Source organism: Pseudomonas sp. NPDC008258 (assembly GCF_042956345.1).
Taxonomy (GTDB): Bacteria; Pseudomonadota; Gammaproteobacteria; order Pseudomonadales; family Pseudomonadaceae; genus Aquipseudomonas.
In genome coordinates, this window is record NZ_JBIBGE010000033.1 from 1 (window position 1) to 14718 (window position 14718).

Consider the following 14718-nt stretch of genomic DNA (forward strand, 5'->3'; position numbering starts at 1 on the left):
AGAACGCCGGTTTGTTGATGTGTTTGCTCGCACGAACATCATCCATCAAACCGGCGTTCTTGTTTCTGTCTTTCCCGGGATTCCGTGAAGAACCTGAAAAAAGGGCCCCGAAGGGCCCTTTTTCTGTTGCGGTGCAATCGCTTACACGCCCGAGGCCTTGGCCGCGGCAACGTCCTTGATCGACAGCTTGATACGGCCGCGGTTGTCCACGTCCAGTACCAGTACTTCGACTTCCTGGCCTTCTTTCAGGATGTCGGTGACTTTCTCGACGCGAGCATCGCTCAGCATGGAGATGTGCACTAGGCCGTCCTTGCCAGGCAGGATGTTGACGAAGGCGCCGAAGTCGACGATGCGCTCAACCTTGCCGACATAGATCTTGCCGATCTCGGCCTCGGCAGTGATGCCCAGGATGCGCTGCTTGGCAGCATCTGCCGCTTCCTTGGTTTCGCCGAAGATCTTGATCGAGCCGTCGTCTTCGATATCGATCGAAGCTTTGGTCTCTTCACAGATGGCGCGAATGGTGGCGCCGCCTTTACCGATGACGTCACGGATCTTGTCGGTGTCGATCTTCATCGCGATCATGGTTGGGGCGTTAGCCGACAGCTCGGTACGCGACTGACCAATGATCTGGTTCATCTGGCCGAGGATGTTCAGGCGCGCTTCCAGGGCTTGGCCCAGGGCGATTTCCATAATCTCTTCGGTGATGCCGTTGATCTTGATGTCCATCTGCAGCGCAGTGACGCCTTTGGCGGTACCGGCTACCTTGAAGTCCATGTCGCCCAGGTGGTCTTCATCACCCAGGATGTCGGTCAGAACGGCGAATTTCTCGCCTTCCTTGACCAGGCCCATGGCGATACCGGCAACCGGCGCCTTCATTGGCACACCGGCGTCCATCAGGGCCAGGGAAGCACCGCAGACCGAAGCCATGGAGCTGGAACCGTTGGATTCGGTGATTTCCGAAACCACGCGGATGGTGTACGGGAACACGTCGGCAGCAGGCAGCATGGCCTGGACCGAACGACGGGCCAGACGGCCGTGGCCGATCTCGCGACGGCCAGCACCACCCATGCGACCACACTCACCTACCGAGAACGGTGGGAAGTTGTAGTGCAGCATGAAGGGGTCTTTCTTCTCGCCTTCGAGGGTATCCAGCAGCTGTGCGTCACGGGCAGTACCCAGGGTCGCAACGACCAGTGCCTGGGTTTCGCCACGGGTGAACAGTGCCGAACCGTGGGTCTTCGGCAGAACACCCACTTCGATGTTCAGCGGACGAACGGTCTTGGTGTCGCGGCCGTCGATACGTGGCTTGCCGTTGACGATGTTTTCGCGAACGGTGCGGTATTCGATTTCGCCGAAGATTTCTTTCACTTCGGAAGCCGATGGCTGGCCTTCTTCACCGGAGAACTTGGCGATCGCCTGATCGCGCAGCTCGCCCAGGCGCGCATAGCGGTCGGCCTTGACGGTGATGGTGTAGCCCTGCGAAACGCCTTCGCCGAATTCGGCGCGGATGGCGTTGAACAGTTCAGTGTTGGCAACGGCCGGTTTCCAGTCCCAGGTTGGCTTGCCAGCTTCAGCAGCCAGCTCTTTGACAGCCTGGATAACAGCCTGGAATTCGTCATGGGCGAACAGTACGGCGCCCAGCATCTGGTCTTCGGTCAGCTCTTGAGCTTCCGATTCAACCATCAGCACAGCGTCCGAGGTACCGGCAACGACCATGTCCAGGCTCGAAGCGGCCAGTTGCTCGTAAGTCGGGTTCAGCAGGTAACCGGTGCTTTCGTGGAAGGCGACGCGCGCAGCGCCGATCGGGCCTTCGAACGGAATACCGGAAATGGCCAGGGCAGCCGAGGTACCGATCATCGCAGCGATGTCCGGGTCGGTCTTCTTGCTGGTGGAAACCACGGTGCAGACGACCTGCACTTCGTTCATGAAGCCTTCCGGGAACAGCGGACGGATCGGACGGTCGATCAGGCGCGAGGTCAGGGTCTCTTTCTCGGAAGGACGGCCTTCACGCTTGAAGAAGCCACCAGGGATCTTACCGGCAGCGTAGGTCTTTTCCTGATAATGAACAGAAAGAGGGAAGAAGCCTTTGCTTGGGTCTGCATGCTTGGCGCCGACCACGGTCACCAGCACGGTGACATCGTTATCGACGGTAACCAGCACGGCGCCGGTTGCCTGACGGGCGATACGGCCCGTTTCGAGAGTAACGGTCGATTGACCGAACTGGAAAGTCTTGATTACCGGGTTCACGGTTTCCTACCTTTTTCAGTGGCTCTTGGGGGAACTGGTTTCTTGCGAATTCTTGGGCAGAACGGGGAATCGGCCCCATTGACCGTCCAGATACAACACGAGGCTGGGAGCCTGGCTGAAGAGCGGAAAACCGCTCGACTTCACCAGGCTGCCAACCTCGGAGATACGCATGACGTGCCCATAGACAACGCTGCCAGGCAGCGCTGCCAATGCATGAGACACGCCATGCACACCACTGACCAGGCCGCTATTAGCGACGCAGGCCCAGGCGACCGATCAGGGCGCTGTAACGAGTGGTGTCTTTGCCCTTCAGGTAGTCCAGCAGCTTACGACGCTGGTTAACCATACGGATCAGGCCACGACGCGAATGGTGGTCTTTACCGTTGGCCTTGAAGTGGCCTTGCAGCTTGTTGATGTTCGCGGTCAGCAGAGCAACCTGAACTTCCGGGCTACCAGTGTCGCCAGCGGCTTGCTGGAAGTCGGTAACGATTTGAGCTTTTTCTTCAACGCTGAGGGCCATTTGGCTTCTCCTGATAACGGATCCCGCGAGCGGGGTCCAATAGGCCAGGGACAAATCCCTGTATTAATAAAAAAGGTGTGACCGTGCCTACTGACAGCCACCCTTGTTCCCGTAGGGCTCGGCCAAAGCCTCACCCCGCGGTTTCGGTCATTCCGACCGAATCAGCCGACGTGGCGCAATGCGCCCGTCTTCGCTCACTTCACCGATACCAATGAAGCGCGCATTGTGATCCTGCACCCGGACCATGCCAAATTGTGGCGCGTCCGGCGCGCGTACTGCCTGCCCATGCAGCCAGTAGAACGCACTGTGTTCGGACAGGCTGACCATGGGCCAGTCCTGCAAACCGCTGTCCGATGGCATCAGGAAGCGATCAAGCGCTTCATTGCCACCTTCGGCGTGAGCTTGCTCAAGCTCCTCGAGGGTAACCGTCTGTGCCAGCGCGAAGGGCCCGGCCTGGGTCCTGCGCAGTTCGGCGACATAGGCACCGCAACCAAGGGCCTCGCCGATATCCTCCACCAGGGTGCGGATATAGGTGCCTTTGCTGCATCCTACGCTCAGCCGTGCACGCGTGCCTTCACACTCGAGCAACTCCAAGCGGTTAATAGTAACAGAACGCGCCTCGCGCTCCACTACCTCTCCTGCACGCGCCAGTTTGTAAAGCGGCTGGCCGTCACGCTTGAGCGCCGAGTACATCGGCGGTATCTGGCTGATCGGGCCACGAAAACGTGGCAGCAGCGCTTCGATGTCGGCGCGACCAACGGTCACATCGCGGGTCTGCAGCACTTCACCTTCGGCATCGCCGGTGTTGGTAGTCTGCCCCATCTGCATGACGGTTTCGTAGCCCTTGTCGGAATCGAGCAGGTACTGCGAAAACTTGGTCGCTTCGCCGAAGCACAATGGCAGCACGCCGGTTGCCAGCGGGTCGAGGCTGCCGGTGTGGCCGGCCTTTTCAGCATTGAGCAACCAGCGCACCTTTTGCAGGGCGGCGTTGGAGGTAAAGCCCAGCGGCTTGTCGAGCAGGATGATGCCGCTGACGTTGCGGCGGATACGTTTGACCTGGGCCACCGATTACTCCTCGGCGTCCGTCTTGTCGGCATCCTTGTGCAGGCGGTCTTCGGCCACTGCACGCTCGATCAGCGCCGACAGGTGCACACCGCGGCTGACGCTTTCATCGAAGTGGAAGTGCAGCTGCGGCACGCTACGCAGTTGCATCGAGCGGCCCAGGTGCAAACGCAGGAAGCTGGCAGCGCTGTTCAGCGCCTTGAGCGACTGCTGCACGGCATCCGGGGTTTCTTCGCCCATGACGGTGATGAACACCTTGGCGTGGCCCAGGTCGCGGCTGACGTCCACGGCAGTGATGGTCACCAGGCCAACACGTGGGTCCTTGACTTCGCGACGAATCAGCTCGGCCAGCTCGCGCTGCATCTGATCGCCAATACGTTGGGTACGGCTATATTCTTTGGCCATTCTTGCTACCTGTAACTTAAAGCGGCAAACGCCCGGTCAGACCAATGCCTGACCGGGCGCTACCTGTAGAGGTGCTGAAAACCGCCGCGTAGAGCAGCGGTTTGCAGCCAGCTCACCCTTAAAGGGTACGAGCAACCTGGACTTTCTCGAAGACTTCGATCTTGTCGCCGACCTTGACGTCGTTGTAGCTCTTGACGCCAATACCGCACTCCATGCCGTTACGCACTTCGGAGGCGTCGTCCTTGAAGCGACGCAGCGATTCCAGCTCGCCTTCGAAGATAACCACGTCTTCGCGCAGTACGCGGATCGGACGGTTGCGGTATACGGTACCTTCGATGACCATACAGCCAGCGATGGCGCCGAACTTCGGCGAACGGAACACGTCACGCACTTCGGCGACACCCAGGATGTTCTCGCGAACATCGCTGCCGAGCATGCCGGTCAGGGCCTTCTTGACGTCTTCGATGATGTCGTAGATCACGTTGTAGTAACGCATATCCAGACCTTCCTGCTCGACGATCTTGCGCGCGCCGGCATCGGCACGCACGTTGAAGCCGAACAGTACTGCATTCGAAGCCAGCGCCAGGTTGGCGTCGCTTTCGGTGATACCACCAACGCCGCCACCAATCACGCGCACCTGAACTTCGTCGTTGCCCAGGCCGCCGAGCGAACCCTGCAGTGCTTCCAGGGAACCACGCACGTCGGTCTTGAGGACGATGTTGAGGGTCTTCTTCTCTTCCTGACCCATGGTCTCGAAGATATTTTCCAGCTTGCCGGCGTGAGCACGGGCCAGCTTGACCTCGCGGTACTTGCCTTGACGGAACAGGGCAACTTCGCGGGCCTTCTTCTCGTCGGCAACCACGGACAGCTCGTCACCGGCTTCCGGGGTACCGTCCAGGCCGAGGATTTCGACCGGGATCGACGGGCCGGCTTCCTTCACAGGCTTGCCGTTCTCGTCGAGCATGGCACGCACGCGACCATAGTTGGAACCGCACAGGACCATGTCGCCCTGACGCAGGGTACCGTCCTGAACCAGGATGGTCGCCACTGGGCCACGGCCCTTGTCCAGGCGCGATTCGACAACCACACCACGACCTGGAGCGGTCGGGGTTGCAGTCAGTTCGAGGATCTCGGCCTGCAGCAGGACGGCTTCGAGCAGTTCGTCAACGCCGGTACCCATCTTGGCCGATACCTTGACGAACGGCGTGTCACCACCCCAATCCTCGGAGGTAACGCCTTCAACGGCCAACTCGTTACGGATGCGATCGAGGTCGGCACCCGGCTTGTCAATCTTGTTGACTGCAACCACCAGCGGAACGCCAGCTGCCTTGGCATGCTGAACGGCTTCGCGGGTTTGCGGCATCACGCCGTCGTCCGCTGCCACCACCAGGATGACGATGTCGGTCGCCTTGGCACCACGTGCACGCATCTGAGTGAACGCAGCGTGGCCCGGGGTATCGAGGAAGGTGACCATACCGCGGTCGGTTTCCACGTGGTAAGCACCGATGTGCTGGGTGATACCACCGGCTTCGCCAGCGGCAACCTTGGCACGACGGATGTAGTCGAGCAGCGAGGTCTTGCCATGGTCAACGTGACCCATGACGGTAACGACCGGCGCACGCGACTCGGTCTGACCTTCGAACTTCAGCGATTCGGCCAGGGAGTCTTCCAGGGCGGTATCGCTGACCAGGGTAACCTTGTGGCCCAGCTCTTCTGCGATCAGCTGAGCGGTTTCCTGGTCAAGTACCTGGTTGATGGTAACCGGGGTGCCCATCTTGAACATGAACTTGACCACTTCAGCGCCCTTGACGGACATCTGGTTGGCCAGTTCCGAGACCGTGATGGTCTCGCCGATGGTCACGTCACGGATGACGGGGCCGGTCGGGTTCTGGAAGCCGTGCTGGTTGCGCTTCTTCAGCTTGCTCTTGCCACCACGGCCACGACGAGCGCCATCGCTCTCTTCGTCGGTGGTGCGTGGAGCGGCACGTGGAGTCGGCGCCTTTTCCTTCTCCTTGACCTTGACCTTGATCGACACACGAGGAGCCTCGCCACGACGACGGTCGTCATCGCGGGTGCGGCTTTCGTTGCGACGGGTCTCGTCCTTCTTGCGCTCGGCAGCACGGGCTGCGGCGTCTTCGGACGCAGGGGCGTCGGCGACTACCGGGGCTGGAGCAGCGGCGGGTGCCGGCTCTGGCTTGGCGGCAGGCGCTGGCGCAGCTGCAGGCGCTTCGGCGGCCTGACGGCGAGCCTGCTCTTCGTTGCGCTGGCGAACTTCGGCGTCAACCTTGTCGCGAGCAGCGTTTTCAGCCGCACGGCGCTCGTCCTGTTCACGCTTCTGCTCAGCCTGGATCTCTTCCGGGCTGCGCTGCACGAATACTTTCTTCTTGCGTACTTCTACGCTGATGCTTTTGCTACCGGCGACACGAAGGGTGCTGGTGGTTTTGCGCTGCAAGGTAATCTTGCGCGGCTCTTCCGCCTTGCTCTTGTGGCTGCTTTTCAAATGAGTCAGCAGGGTCTGCTTCTCATTGTCGGTCACTACCTGACCGGCGTCGGTGTGCGGCAGACCTGCCTCACGCATCTGCTGCAGCAGGCGCTCTACCGGTGCCTCGACCTCTTGGGCCAGTTCTTTCACCGTGACTTGCGTCATGCACTTCTCTCCTCAGGCCGCGCCTAATTACTCGAACCAGTGGGCTCGGGCGGCCATGATCAACTTGCCGGCACGCTCTTCGTCGATGCCGTCGATGTCGAGCAGATCGTCGATCGACTGCTCGGCCAGGTCTTCGCGGTTAACCACGCCGCGCACCGCCAGTTCAGCCGCCAGGTCCTTGTCCATGCCCTCAAGGGAGAGCAGGTCTTCGGCCGGGTGGGCGTCTGCCAGTTTTTCTTCGGTAGCGATGGCCTTGGTCAACAAACGGTCCTTGGCTCGAGCGCGGAGCTCATTGACGATATCTTCGTCAAAGCCATCGATGTTGAGCATTTCTTCCAACGGTACGTAGGCAATTTCTTCAAGGCTGGTGAAGCCTTCGTCGACCAGCACTTGGGCCAGCTCTTCGTCGACTTCCAGTTCTTCGATGAAATTGCGCAGGATGTCACCGGTTTCGGCCTGTTGCTTGGCCTGGATGTCCTTCTCGGTCATCACGTTCAGGGTCCAGCCAGTCAGCTGACTGGCCAGGCGAACGTTCTGACCGCCACGGCCAATGGCCTGGGCCAGGTTGTCCTCGGCGACGGCGATGTCCATGGCATGGGCATCTTCATCAACGATGATCGCCGCGACTTCAGCCGGCGACATGGCGTTGATAACGAACTGCGCCGGGTTATCGTCCCACAGGACGATATCCACACGCTCACCACCCAGCTCCCCGGATACGGCCTGGACGCGCGAACCACGCATGCCGATGCAGGCGCCTTGCGGGTCGATACGCTTGTCCTTGGAGCGGACGGCGATCTTGGCTCGCGAACCCGGATCACGGGAAGCAGCCATGACTTCGATCAGGCCCTCGGCAATTTCCGGCACTTCAATGCGGAAAAGCTCGACCAGCATCTGCGGCGCGGTGCGCGACAGGATCAGCTGTGGGCCACGGTTTTCAGTGCGAATTTCCTTGAGCAGCGCACGCAGGCGCACGCCGACACGGAAGGTTTCACGCGCAATGATGTCTTCGCGAGCCAGCAGGGCCTCGGCGTTGTTGCCCAGGTCAACGATGACGTTGTCGCGGGTAACCTTTTTAACGGTACCGGAAATGATCTCGCCGACACGCTCGCGGTAGGCATCGACCACCTGGGCGCGCTCGGCCTCACGGACCTTCTGCACGATGACCTGCTTGGCGGTCTGGGCGGCGATACGACCGAATTCGATGGACTCGATCTTCTCTTCGATCACGTCACCAACCTTGGCTTCAGGGTGGGTGTCCTTGATCTTGTCCAGCCAGGTCTCGATTGCCGGATCATCAAGATCGGCTTCGTCGACCACGGTCCAGCGACGGAATGTCTCGTAGCTACCGGTGTGGCGGTTGATTTCCACACGCAGATCGACTTCGTCTTCAAAACGTTTTTTGGTCGCAGTGGCCAGGGCCACTTCCAGCGCTTCGAAAATGACGCCGGGCGGTACACCTTTTTCGTTGGATACCGATTCAACAACCAGCAGTACTTCTTTGCTCATCGTACGCCTCGCCTTGCGCAAGCCATTGGGCCCGGATAGTCCGCCGGGCCCGGCACGTCTCAGTCAAAACTGGGAATAATATTGGCCTTGTCGATCGAGTCGATCGGCAGAAGGAATTCCTGGTTGTCCACCTGGACCACCACGTCCTGCTCCTCCACACCGCGGAGAAGGCCCTGGAAGTTACGACGACCCTCGAAGGGTGAGCGCAGCTTGATCTTCACTTGTTCGCCGGCATGCGAGGCAAACTGTTCCAGAGTGAACAGTGGGCGATCCATGCCTGGAGAAGACACCTCGAGGGTGTACTCACTGCTGATTGGATCTTCCACATCGAGAATGGCGCTGGCCTGACGGCTGACCGCTTCGCAGTCGTCCACCAGAATGCCGCCTTCCTTGTCGATGTAGATGCGCAGTACCGAATGCTTACCCTGGGAAACGAACTCGATCCCCCAGCACTGATAGCCCAGACCCTCGACAACCGGGGCCAACAAGGCCTGCAACTGTTCTAGCTTGCTCGACACCTGAACCCCCTCGTGCATGCTGTGCAAATAAAAAATGGGCGAAGCGCCCATCCCTGAAAGCGCCGTTGGACAACGACGCCGAATACTGTTCGGTTAGCAAAAAGCCCCTGAAAAGGGGCTCCGCTGAAGCTGGTTGCGGGGGCTGGATTTGAACCAACGACCTTCGGGTTATGAGCCCGACGAGCTACCAAGCTGCTCCACCCCGCGACAAAGCTGGGGCGAAAGTATAAGACCGAACCCTACCGAGGGTCAAATCCGAACCTTCACCTGCAAGAAAGCCCGCTAAAGCGGGCTCTCATGCTTCAATTGGTACCGAGAAGGGGACTCGAACCCCTACACCCTATGGGCACAACCACCTCAAGGTTGCGTGTCTACCAATTCCACCACCTCGGCAATACTACTACTTGAAACCCGTTACTTCTGCTCTTCTGCCGGAGGAGGTACATCACCAGTGTTAGTGGTGGTTTCACTCTTCTGCTGCTGGAGCACCGGTACATCATCATTAACTGCCGGTTTCTGCGGCTCTTTCACTTCTAGCACCGCTGGATCTGGAAGACCTGCTTGGCTAAGCTGGTGAGCTTGTTGCTTCGCGAAGTATCCTAACCCAAGTGCTGTCAAAAAGAAAGTGGCAGCGAGTATAGCAGTTAATTTACTTAGGAACGTTGCAGAACCCTGGCTCCCGAACACGGTGTTTGAGGCACCCGCGCCGAAAGATGCACCTGCTTCCGCACCCTTACCCTGTTGCAACAGAACCAGCACTACAAGCGACAGCGCTGCCAACAGATGAAAAACAACGATGACTGTTTCCAGCATTTGTTCAGTTTCCTGCGGCGCGACAAATTGCACCGAATTCGTCTGCGTTCAGGGAAGCCCCACCAATGAGACCCCCATCGATATCCGGCATGCCGAACAGTTCGGCCGCATTGGCCGCCTTCACGCTGCCGCCGTAGAGCAACTGCACCTTCGCAGCCACTTCAGCATCTTCTGCCGCCAGCTGGCTGCGGATGGCGGCGTGCACATCCTGGGCCTGCTGTGGCGTGGCCGTAAGGCCGGTGCCAATGGCCCATACAGGCTCATAGGCAATTACTGCATTGGCAAAAGCCTTAACACCGAATGCATCGATGATACTGCTTAGTTGACGCCCGACAACTTCGAGCGTTTTGCCAGCCTCGCGCTCTTCAAGGGTTTCCCCGATACAAAGCACTGGCTTCAAACCTTTGGCCTGGGCAGCTGCAAATTTGCGATTGAGCACTTCGTCGGTTTCACCAATGATCTGGCGACGCTCCGAATGACCAACCAACACCAACTTGCAACCTGCTTCGACCAGCTGCTCCGGAGCAACTTCCCCGGTCAACGCACCCTGTTCGGGTTGTACAGCAGAATTCTGTGCGCCAACAGTAATTTCTTTACCTGCCAGGCCATCAATCACTTGATTGATGAACAGGGCCGGTGGAAATACCGCGACTTCCACTCCGCTCGGCAAGGCGAGATTGCTCAAGCCTTCGGTCAGCTCAGCGACGCTAGCGCGGGTACCGTGCATCTTCCAGTTACCAGCTACCATAGGGCGACGCATGCTTTACCTCGTCGGTCAAAGTGGGCGCAGATCTTACCCAACCAGATCTGCGCTGGCAAGCGCCTTCAGACACAAACTTCGCTGACCAGTTTGGCCAATGCTTCAGCATGGGCACGCACCTGGCTTTCGTCCTCGCCTTCGACCATCACCCGCACCAGCGGCTCGGTTCCCGACTTGCGCAGAAGCACACGCCCGCGACCGGCCAAAGCCTCGGTCACACGGGCACTGGCCTCTTTGACTGCAGGGTGCTCCAGCGGATCGACCTTGCTGGCACCGAAGCGCACGTTGATCAGCACCTGCGGGCACTTGCGCAGGGCCTGACGCGCCTGCGCCAGGGTCTCACCACGGCGCTTGAGCGCCATCAACACCTGCAGCGCGGCAATGATCGCGTCACCGGTGGTGGTGTGGTTGCAGCACACGACGTGGCCGGAGTTTTCACCACCGATCAGCCACTCACGCTCCAGCAGCTCGGCCATGACGTAACGGTCGCCGACCTTGGCACGCACGAACGGAATATCCAGATCCTTCAGTGCCAGCTCCAGGCCCAGGTTGCTCATCAGCGTACCCACTACGCCGCCCTGCAGCTTGCCGCGGTCGTGCAGATCCCGGGCAATGATGAACAGCAACTCGTCACCATCGACGATGGCGCCAGTGTGGTCGACCATCAACACGCGATCGCCGTCACCGTCGAAGGCAATACCAAGGTCGGCATGACCCACCAGCACGGCAGCCTGCAGCGATTCGATGTGGGTCGAGCCGCAACCTTCGTTGATGTTCAGGCCGTCCGGCTGTGCATGCAGCACGGTCACGTCGGCGCCCAGCTCGCGGAACACGCTCGGCGCAACCTTGTACGTGGCACCGTGTGCGCAATCGACCACCAGCTTCAGGCCTTCAAAGCCGGTACCGGTGGGCACACTGCTCTTGCAGAATTCGATATAGCGGCCGGCAGCATCGTTGATGCGCGAAACCTTGCCGAGCTTGCCCGAATCGACAACCGTCATCGGCTGGTCAAGCAGCTCTTCGATCATCAATTCGACTTCGTCCGGCAGCTTGGTGCCCTGGCCCGAGAAAAACTTGATGCCGTTGTCTTCGTGCGGGTTGTGCGAGGCACTGATGACAATGCCAGCCTGGGCATGGAAAGTACGAGTCAGGTAGGCGATGGCCGGCGTAGGCATGGGCCCCAGCAGCATCACGTCGGCACCCGCTGCAGCCAGGCCGGCTTCTAGTGCGGACTCGAACATGTAGCCCGAGATACGCGTGTCCTTGCCCACCAGCACACGGCAATGGCCTTGCTTGCGGAAAGCCATGCCGGCCGCCCAACCAAGCTTCAGCATGAAGTCAGGCGTGATCGGGAATTCGCCGACGCGGCCACGAATGCCGTCGGTACCAAAGTATTTTCTGCTCATAGGGACTCCAATGTTCTTATTCGGCGTTTTGCACCGCAGCAATCATGCGCACTACATCGACAGTTTCGGCCACGTCATGGACACGAAGTATGCTCGCCCCCTTGGTCATGGCCAACGCCGCCAGCGCAAGGCTGCCGTACAAGCGCTCGCCGACCGGACGTTCCAGCGTCAGGCCGATCATGCTCTTTCGTGAAACACCCACCAGCAGTGGGCGCCCAAGGCGATAGAGCGCTTCCATGTGCTTGAACAGGCTCAGGTTGTGCGCCAGTGTCTTGGCAAAACCAAAGCCCGGGTCAAGGATGATCCTGTTTGCGTCGATGCCCGCCGCCGCACAGGCGGCCATCCGCTGCTCAAGATAACGCGTAACGTCAGCGGTCACATCATCGTAATGCGGGTCGTCCTGCATGTTGCCCGGCTCGCCACGCATGTGCATGAGGCACACCGGCAGGCCGGTATCTGCCGCAGCATCCAGGGCGCCATCGCGCTCCAATGCCCGCACGTCATTGATGAGTCCGGCACCAAGACGGGCCGATTCACGGATGACGGCAGGCGTGGAGGTATCGACCGAGATGACCACATCGAGGCGGCTGTTAATGGCCTCGACCATGGGCGCGACACGCTCAAGCTCCTCAGTTACCGATACCGCCCGCGCACCAGGGCGCGTGGACTCACCACCGATGTCGATCAACGTGGCGCCGGCGGCAACCATCGCCTCGGCATGGCGCAAGGCCTCGTCGCGCTGGCTGAAACGCCCGCCATCGGAGAAGGAATCAGGGGTGATATTGAGAATACCCATGACATGGGTACGCGACAAATCAAGAACCCGGTTGCCGCAAGGCAACCGGGTCGGGTACTGCACTGAGCTCATAGATGCCCTTAGTGTTGAGCTGCTGGGCCGCCGATTGGCGATTCCGGACGGTCATTCTGGGCCGCAGGCGTACCCGAATCCTTATCATCGTCCCAGTCACGCGGTTCGCGTGGCGTACGGCCAGCCATGATGTCATCGATCTGATCGGCATCAATGGTCTCATACTTCATCAGTGCTTCGGTCATTGCCTCAAGCTTGTCGCGATTATCGATCAGCAGCTGTTTGGCAGTGGCGTAGCACTGGTCGATGATACTGCGCACTTCGGAGTCGATCAGTTTGGCAGTCTCGCCGGAAACACTGGCGTGCTGGCTGCCGGCACTACGACCGAGGAACACCTCACCCTCTTCTTCTGCGTACATCAGCGGGCCGAGCTTCTCGGACAGACCCCATTTGGTGACCATGTTACGAGCGATCTGGCTGGCACGCATGATGTCGTTGGACGCGCCGGTAGTGACACCATCGAAGCCCAGGGTCATCTCTTCGGCGATACGGCCACCGTACAGCGAGCAGATCTGGCTGATCAGCGCACGCTTGGACAGGCTGTAGCGGTCTTCTTCCGGCAGGAACATGGTCACGCCCAGGGCACGACCACGCGGAATGATCGAAACCTTGTAGACCGGGTCGTGCTCAGGCACTAGGCGACCCACGATGGCGTGGCCCGCTTCATGGTAGGCAGTGTTGCGCTTTTCCTTCTCGGACATGACCATGGTCTTGCGCTCGGCGCCCATCATGATCTTGTCCTTGGCCAGTTCGAACTCTTTCATTTCGACCAGGCGCTTGTTGGAGCGTGCTGCAAACAGCGAAGCCTCGTTGACCAGGTTGGCCAGATCGGCACCGGAGAAGCCCGGGGTACCACGGGCAATCACTGCCGGGTTGACGTTTTCGCCGACCGGCACCTTGCGCATGTGTACCTTGAGGATCTGCTCACGACCACGGATGTCCGGCAAGCCGACCACCACCTGGCGGTCGAAACGACCAGGGCGCAGCAGCGCCGGGTCCAGCACGTCCGGGCGGTTGGTGGCGGCGATGACGATGATGCCATCGTTCATTTCGAAGCCGTCCATCTCTACCAGCAACTGGTTGAGGGTTTGCTCGCGCTCGTCGTGACCGCCGCCCATGCCAGCGCCACGGTGGCGACCCACGGCGTCGATCTCGTCAATGAAGATGATGCACGGAGCGTGCTTCTTGGCCTGCTCGAACATGTCGCGCACACGGCTGGCACCGACACCCACGAACATTTCCACGAAGTCCGAACCGGAAATGGTGAAGAACGGTACTTTGGCTTCGCCGGCAATGGCCTTGGCCAGCAGGGTCTTACCGGTACCAGGCGGGCCGACCATCAGCACGCCGCGCGGGATGCGGCCACCCAGGCGCTGGAACTTGCCCGGGTCACGCAGGAACTCGACCAGCTCGCCCACTTCTTCCTTGGCCTCGTCGCAACCTGCAACGTCGGCCAGCGTGGTTTTGACCTGGTCTTCGGACAGCAGGCGCGCCTTGCTCTTGCCGAAACTCATCGGTCCGCCCTTGCCCCCCGCACCGCCCTGCATCTGGCGCATGAAGAACATGAACACGGCAATGATCACCAGGATCGGGAAGCTGGCGACCAGCAACTGCGTCCAGATGCTCTGCTGCTCAGGCTGCTTGCCTTCGACAACGACGTGGTTGTCGACCAGGTCACCGATCAGGCCATTGTCGGTAATGGCCGGGCGCACGGTCTTGAAGTTGTCGCCATCGGCGCGCTTGCCGGTAATGATGTAGCCGTCGACGGTCACACGCTCGACCTTGCCATCCTTGACCTGCTGGATGAAGTCGGAGTAGTTGAGGGTCTGCGGCTCGTTAGGGCTGGAGAAGTTGTTCATCACTGTCACCAGGACAGCTGCGATGATCAACCACAGGATCAGATTCTTTGCCATGTCGTTCAATTCGCTACCCTCTGAGGCCGGCGCACGACGCAGCCGTGCCT

General features: G+C 59.9%; 12 protein-coding genes and 2 tRNA genes. All 14 read right to left on the minus strand.

What is annotated here, in order from left to right; genetic code table 11:
* Nucleotides 1-141: 141 nt before the first annotated feature.
* On the minus strand, nt 142-2247 hold the full coding sequence (gene pnp, locus ACFY9W_RS23070; protein WP_391135215.1) for a polyribonucleotide nucleotidyltransferase: 2106 nt from the start codon (nt 2245-2247) through the stop codon (nt 142-144).
* A 250-nt stretch (nt 2248-2497) separates the two neighbouring features.
* Nucleotides 2498-2767, minus strand: a complete 270-nt coding sequence (gene rpsO / locus ACFY9W_RS23075; RefSeq protein WP_012274241.1) for a 30S ribosomal protein S15 — start codon at nt 2765-2767, stop codon at nt 2498-2500.
* A 147-nt stretch (nt 2768-2914) separates the two neighbouring features.
* Nucleotides 2915-3832, minus strand: coding sequence for a tRNA pseudouridine(55) synthase TruB (gene truB / locus ACFY9W_RS23080; protein ID WP_391135218.1), 918 nt, complete (start codon nt 3830-3832; stop codon nt 2915-2917).
* 3 nt (nt 3833-3835) lie between these two features.
* The gene (rbfA, locus tag ACFY9W_RS23085; protein WP_391135221.1) at nt 3836-4234 is read right to left on the minus strand and encodes a 30S ribosome-binding factor RbfA; all 399 of its coding nucleotides are present in this window, start codon (nt 4232-4234) and stop codon (nt 3836-3838) included.
* 118 nt (nt 4235-4352) lie between these two features.
* Nucleotides 4353-6881: a translation initiation factor IF-2 gene (gene infB / locus ACFY9W_RS23090; protein ID WP_391135224.1), complete on the minus strand. Its 2529-nt coding sequence runs from the start codon at nt 6879-6881 to the stop codon at nt 4353-4355.
* Nucleotides 6882-6908: 27 nt separating this feature from the next.
* The gene (nusA, locus tag ACFY9W_RS23095) at nt 6909-8390 is read right to left on the minus strand and encodes a transcription termination factor NusA (protein ID WP_391135227.1); all 1482 of its coding nucleotides are present in this window, start codon (nt 8388-8390) and stop codon (nt 6909-6911) included.
* Nucleotides 8391-8449: 59 nt separating this feature from the next.
* Complete coding sequence (gene rimP, locus ACFY9W_RS23100; protein WP_009685348.1) at nt 8450-8908, minus strand: ribosome maturation factor RimP; 459 nt, start codon at nt 8906-8908, stop codon at nt 8450-8452.
* Nucleotides 8909-9038: 130 nt separating this feature from the next.
* A tRNA-Met gene (locus ACFY9W_RS23105) sits at nt 9039-9115 on the minus strand.
* 100 nt (nt 9116-9215) lie between these two features.
* Nucleotides 9216-9301: transfer RNA gene (locus ACFY9W_RS23110), tRNA-Leu, on the minus strand.
* Nucleotides 9302-9322: 21 nt separating this feature from the next.
* Nucleotides 9323-9721 (minus strand): preprotein translocase subunit SecG, encoded by a 399-nt coding sequence (secG, locus tag ACFY9W_RS23115; protein ID WP_391135231.1) that lies wholly within the window; start codon nt 9719-9721, stop codon nt 9323-9325.
* Nucleotides 9722-9725: 4 nt separating this feature from the next.
* Nucleotides 9726-10481, minus strand: a complete 756-nt coding sequence (tpiA, locus tag ACFY9W_RS23120; RefSeq protein ID WP_391135234.1) for a triose-phosphate isomerase — start codon at nt 10479-10481, stop codon at nt 9726-9728.
* A 65-nt stretch (nt 10482-10546) separates the two neighbouring features.
* The gene (glmM, locus tag ACFY9W_RS23125) at nt 10547-11887 is read right to left on the minus strand and encodes a phosphoglucosamine mutase (protein ID WP_391135237.1); all 1341 of its coding nucleotides are present in this window, start codon (nt 11885-11887) and stop codon (nt 10547-10549) included.
* A 16-nt stretch (nt 11888-11903) separates the two neighbouring features.
* Entirely contained in the window at nt 11904-12755 is an 852-nt protein-coding gene (folP, locus tag ACFY9W_RS23130) for a dihydropteroate synthase (RefSeq protein ID WP_391135240.1), read from the minus strand.
* Nucleotides 12756-12763: 8 nt separating this feature from the next.
* A complete protein-coding gene (gene ftsH, locus ACFY9W_RS23135) occupies nt 12764-14668 on the minus strand; it encodes an ATP-dependent zinc metalloprotease FtsH (RefSeq protein WP_110639662.1) in 1905 nt (634 codons plus the stop codon).
* Nucleotides 14669-14718: the final 50 nt, after the last annotated feature.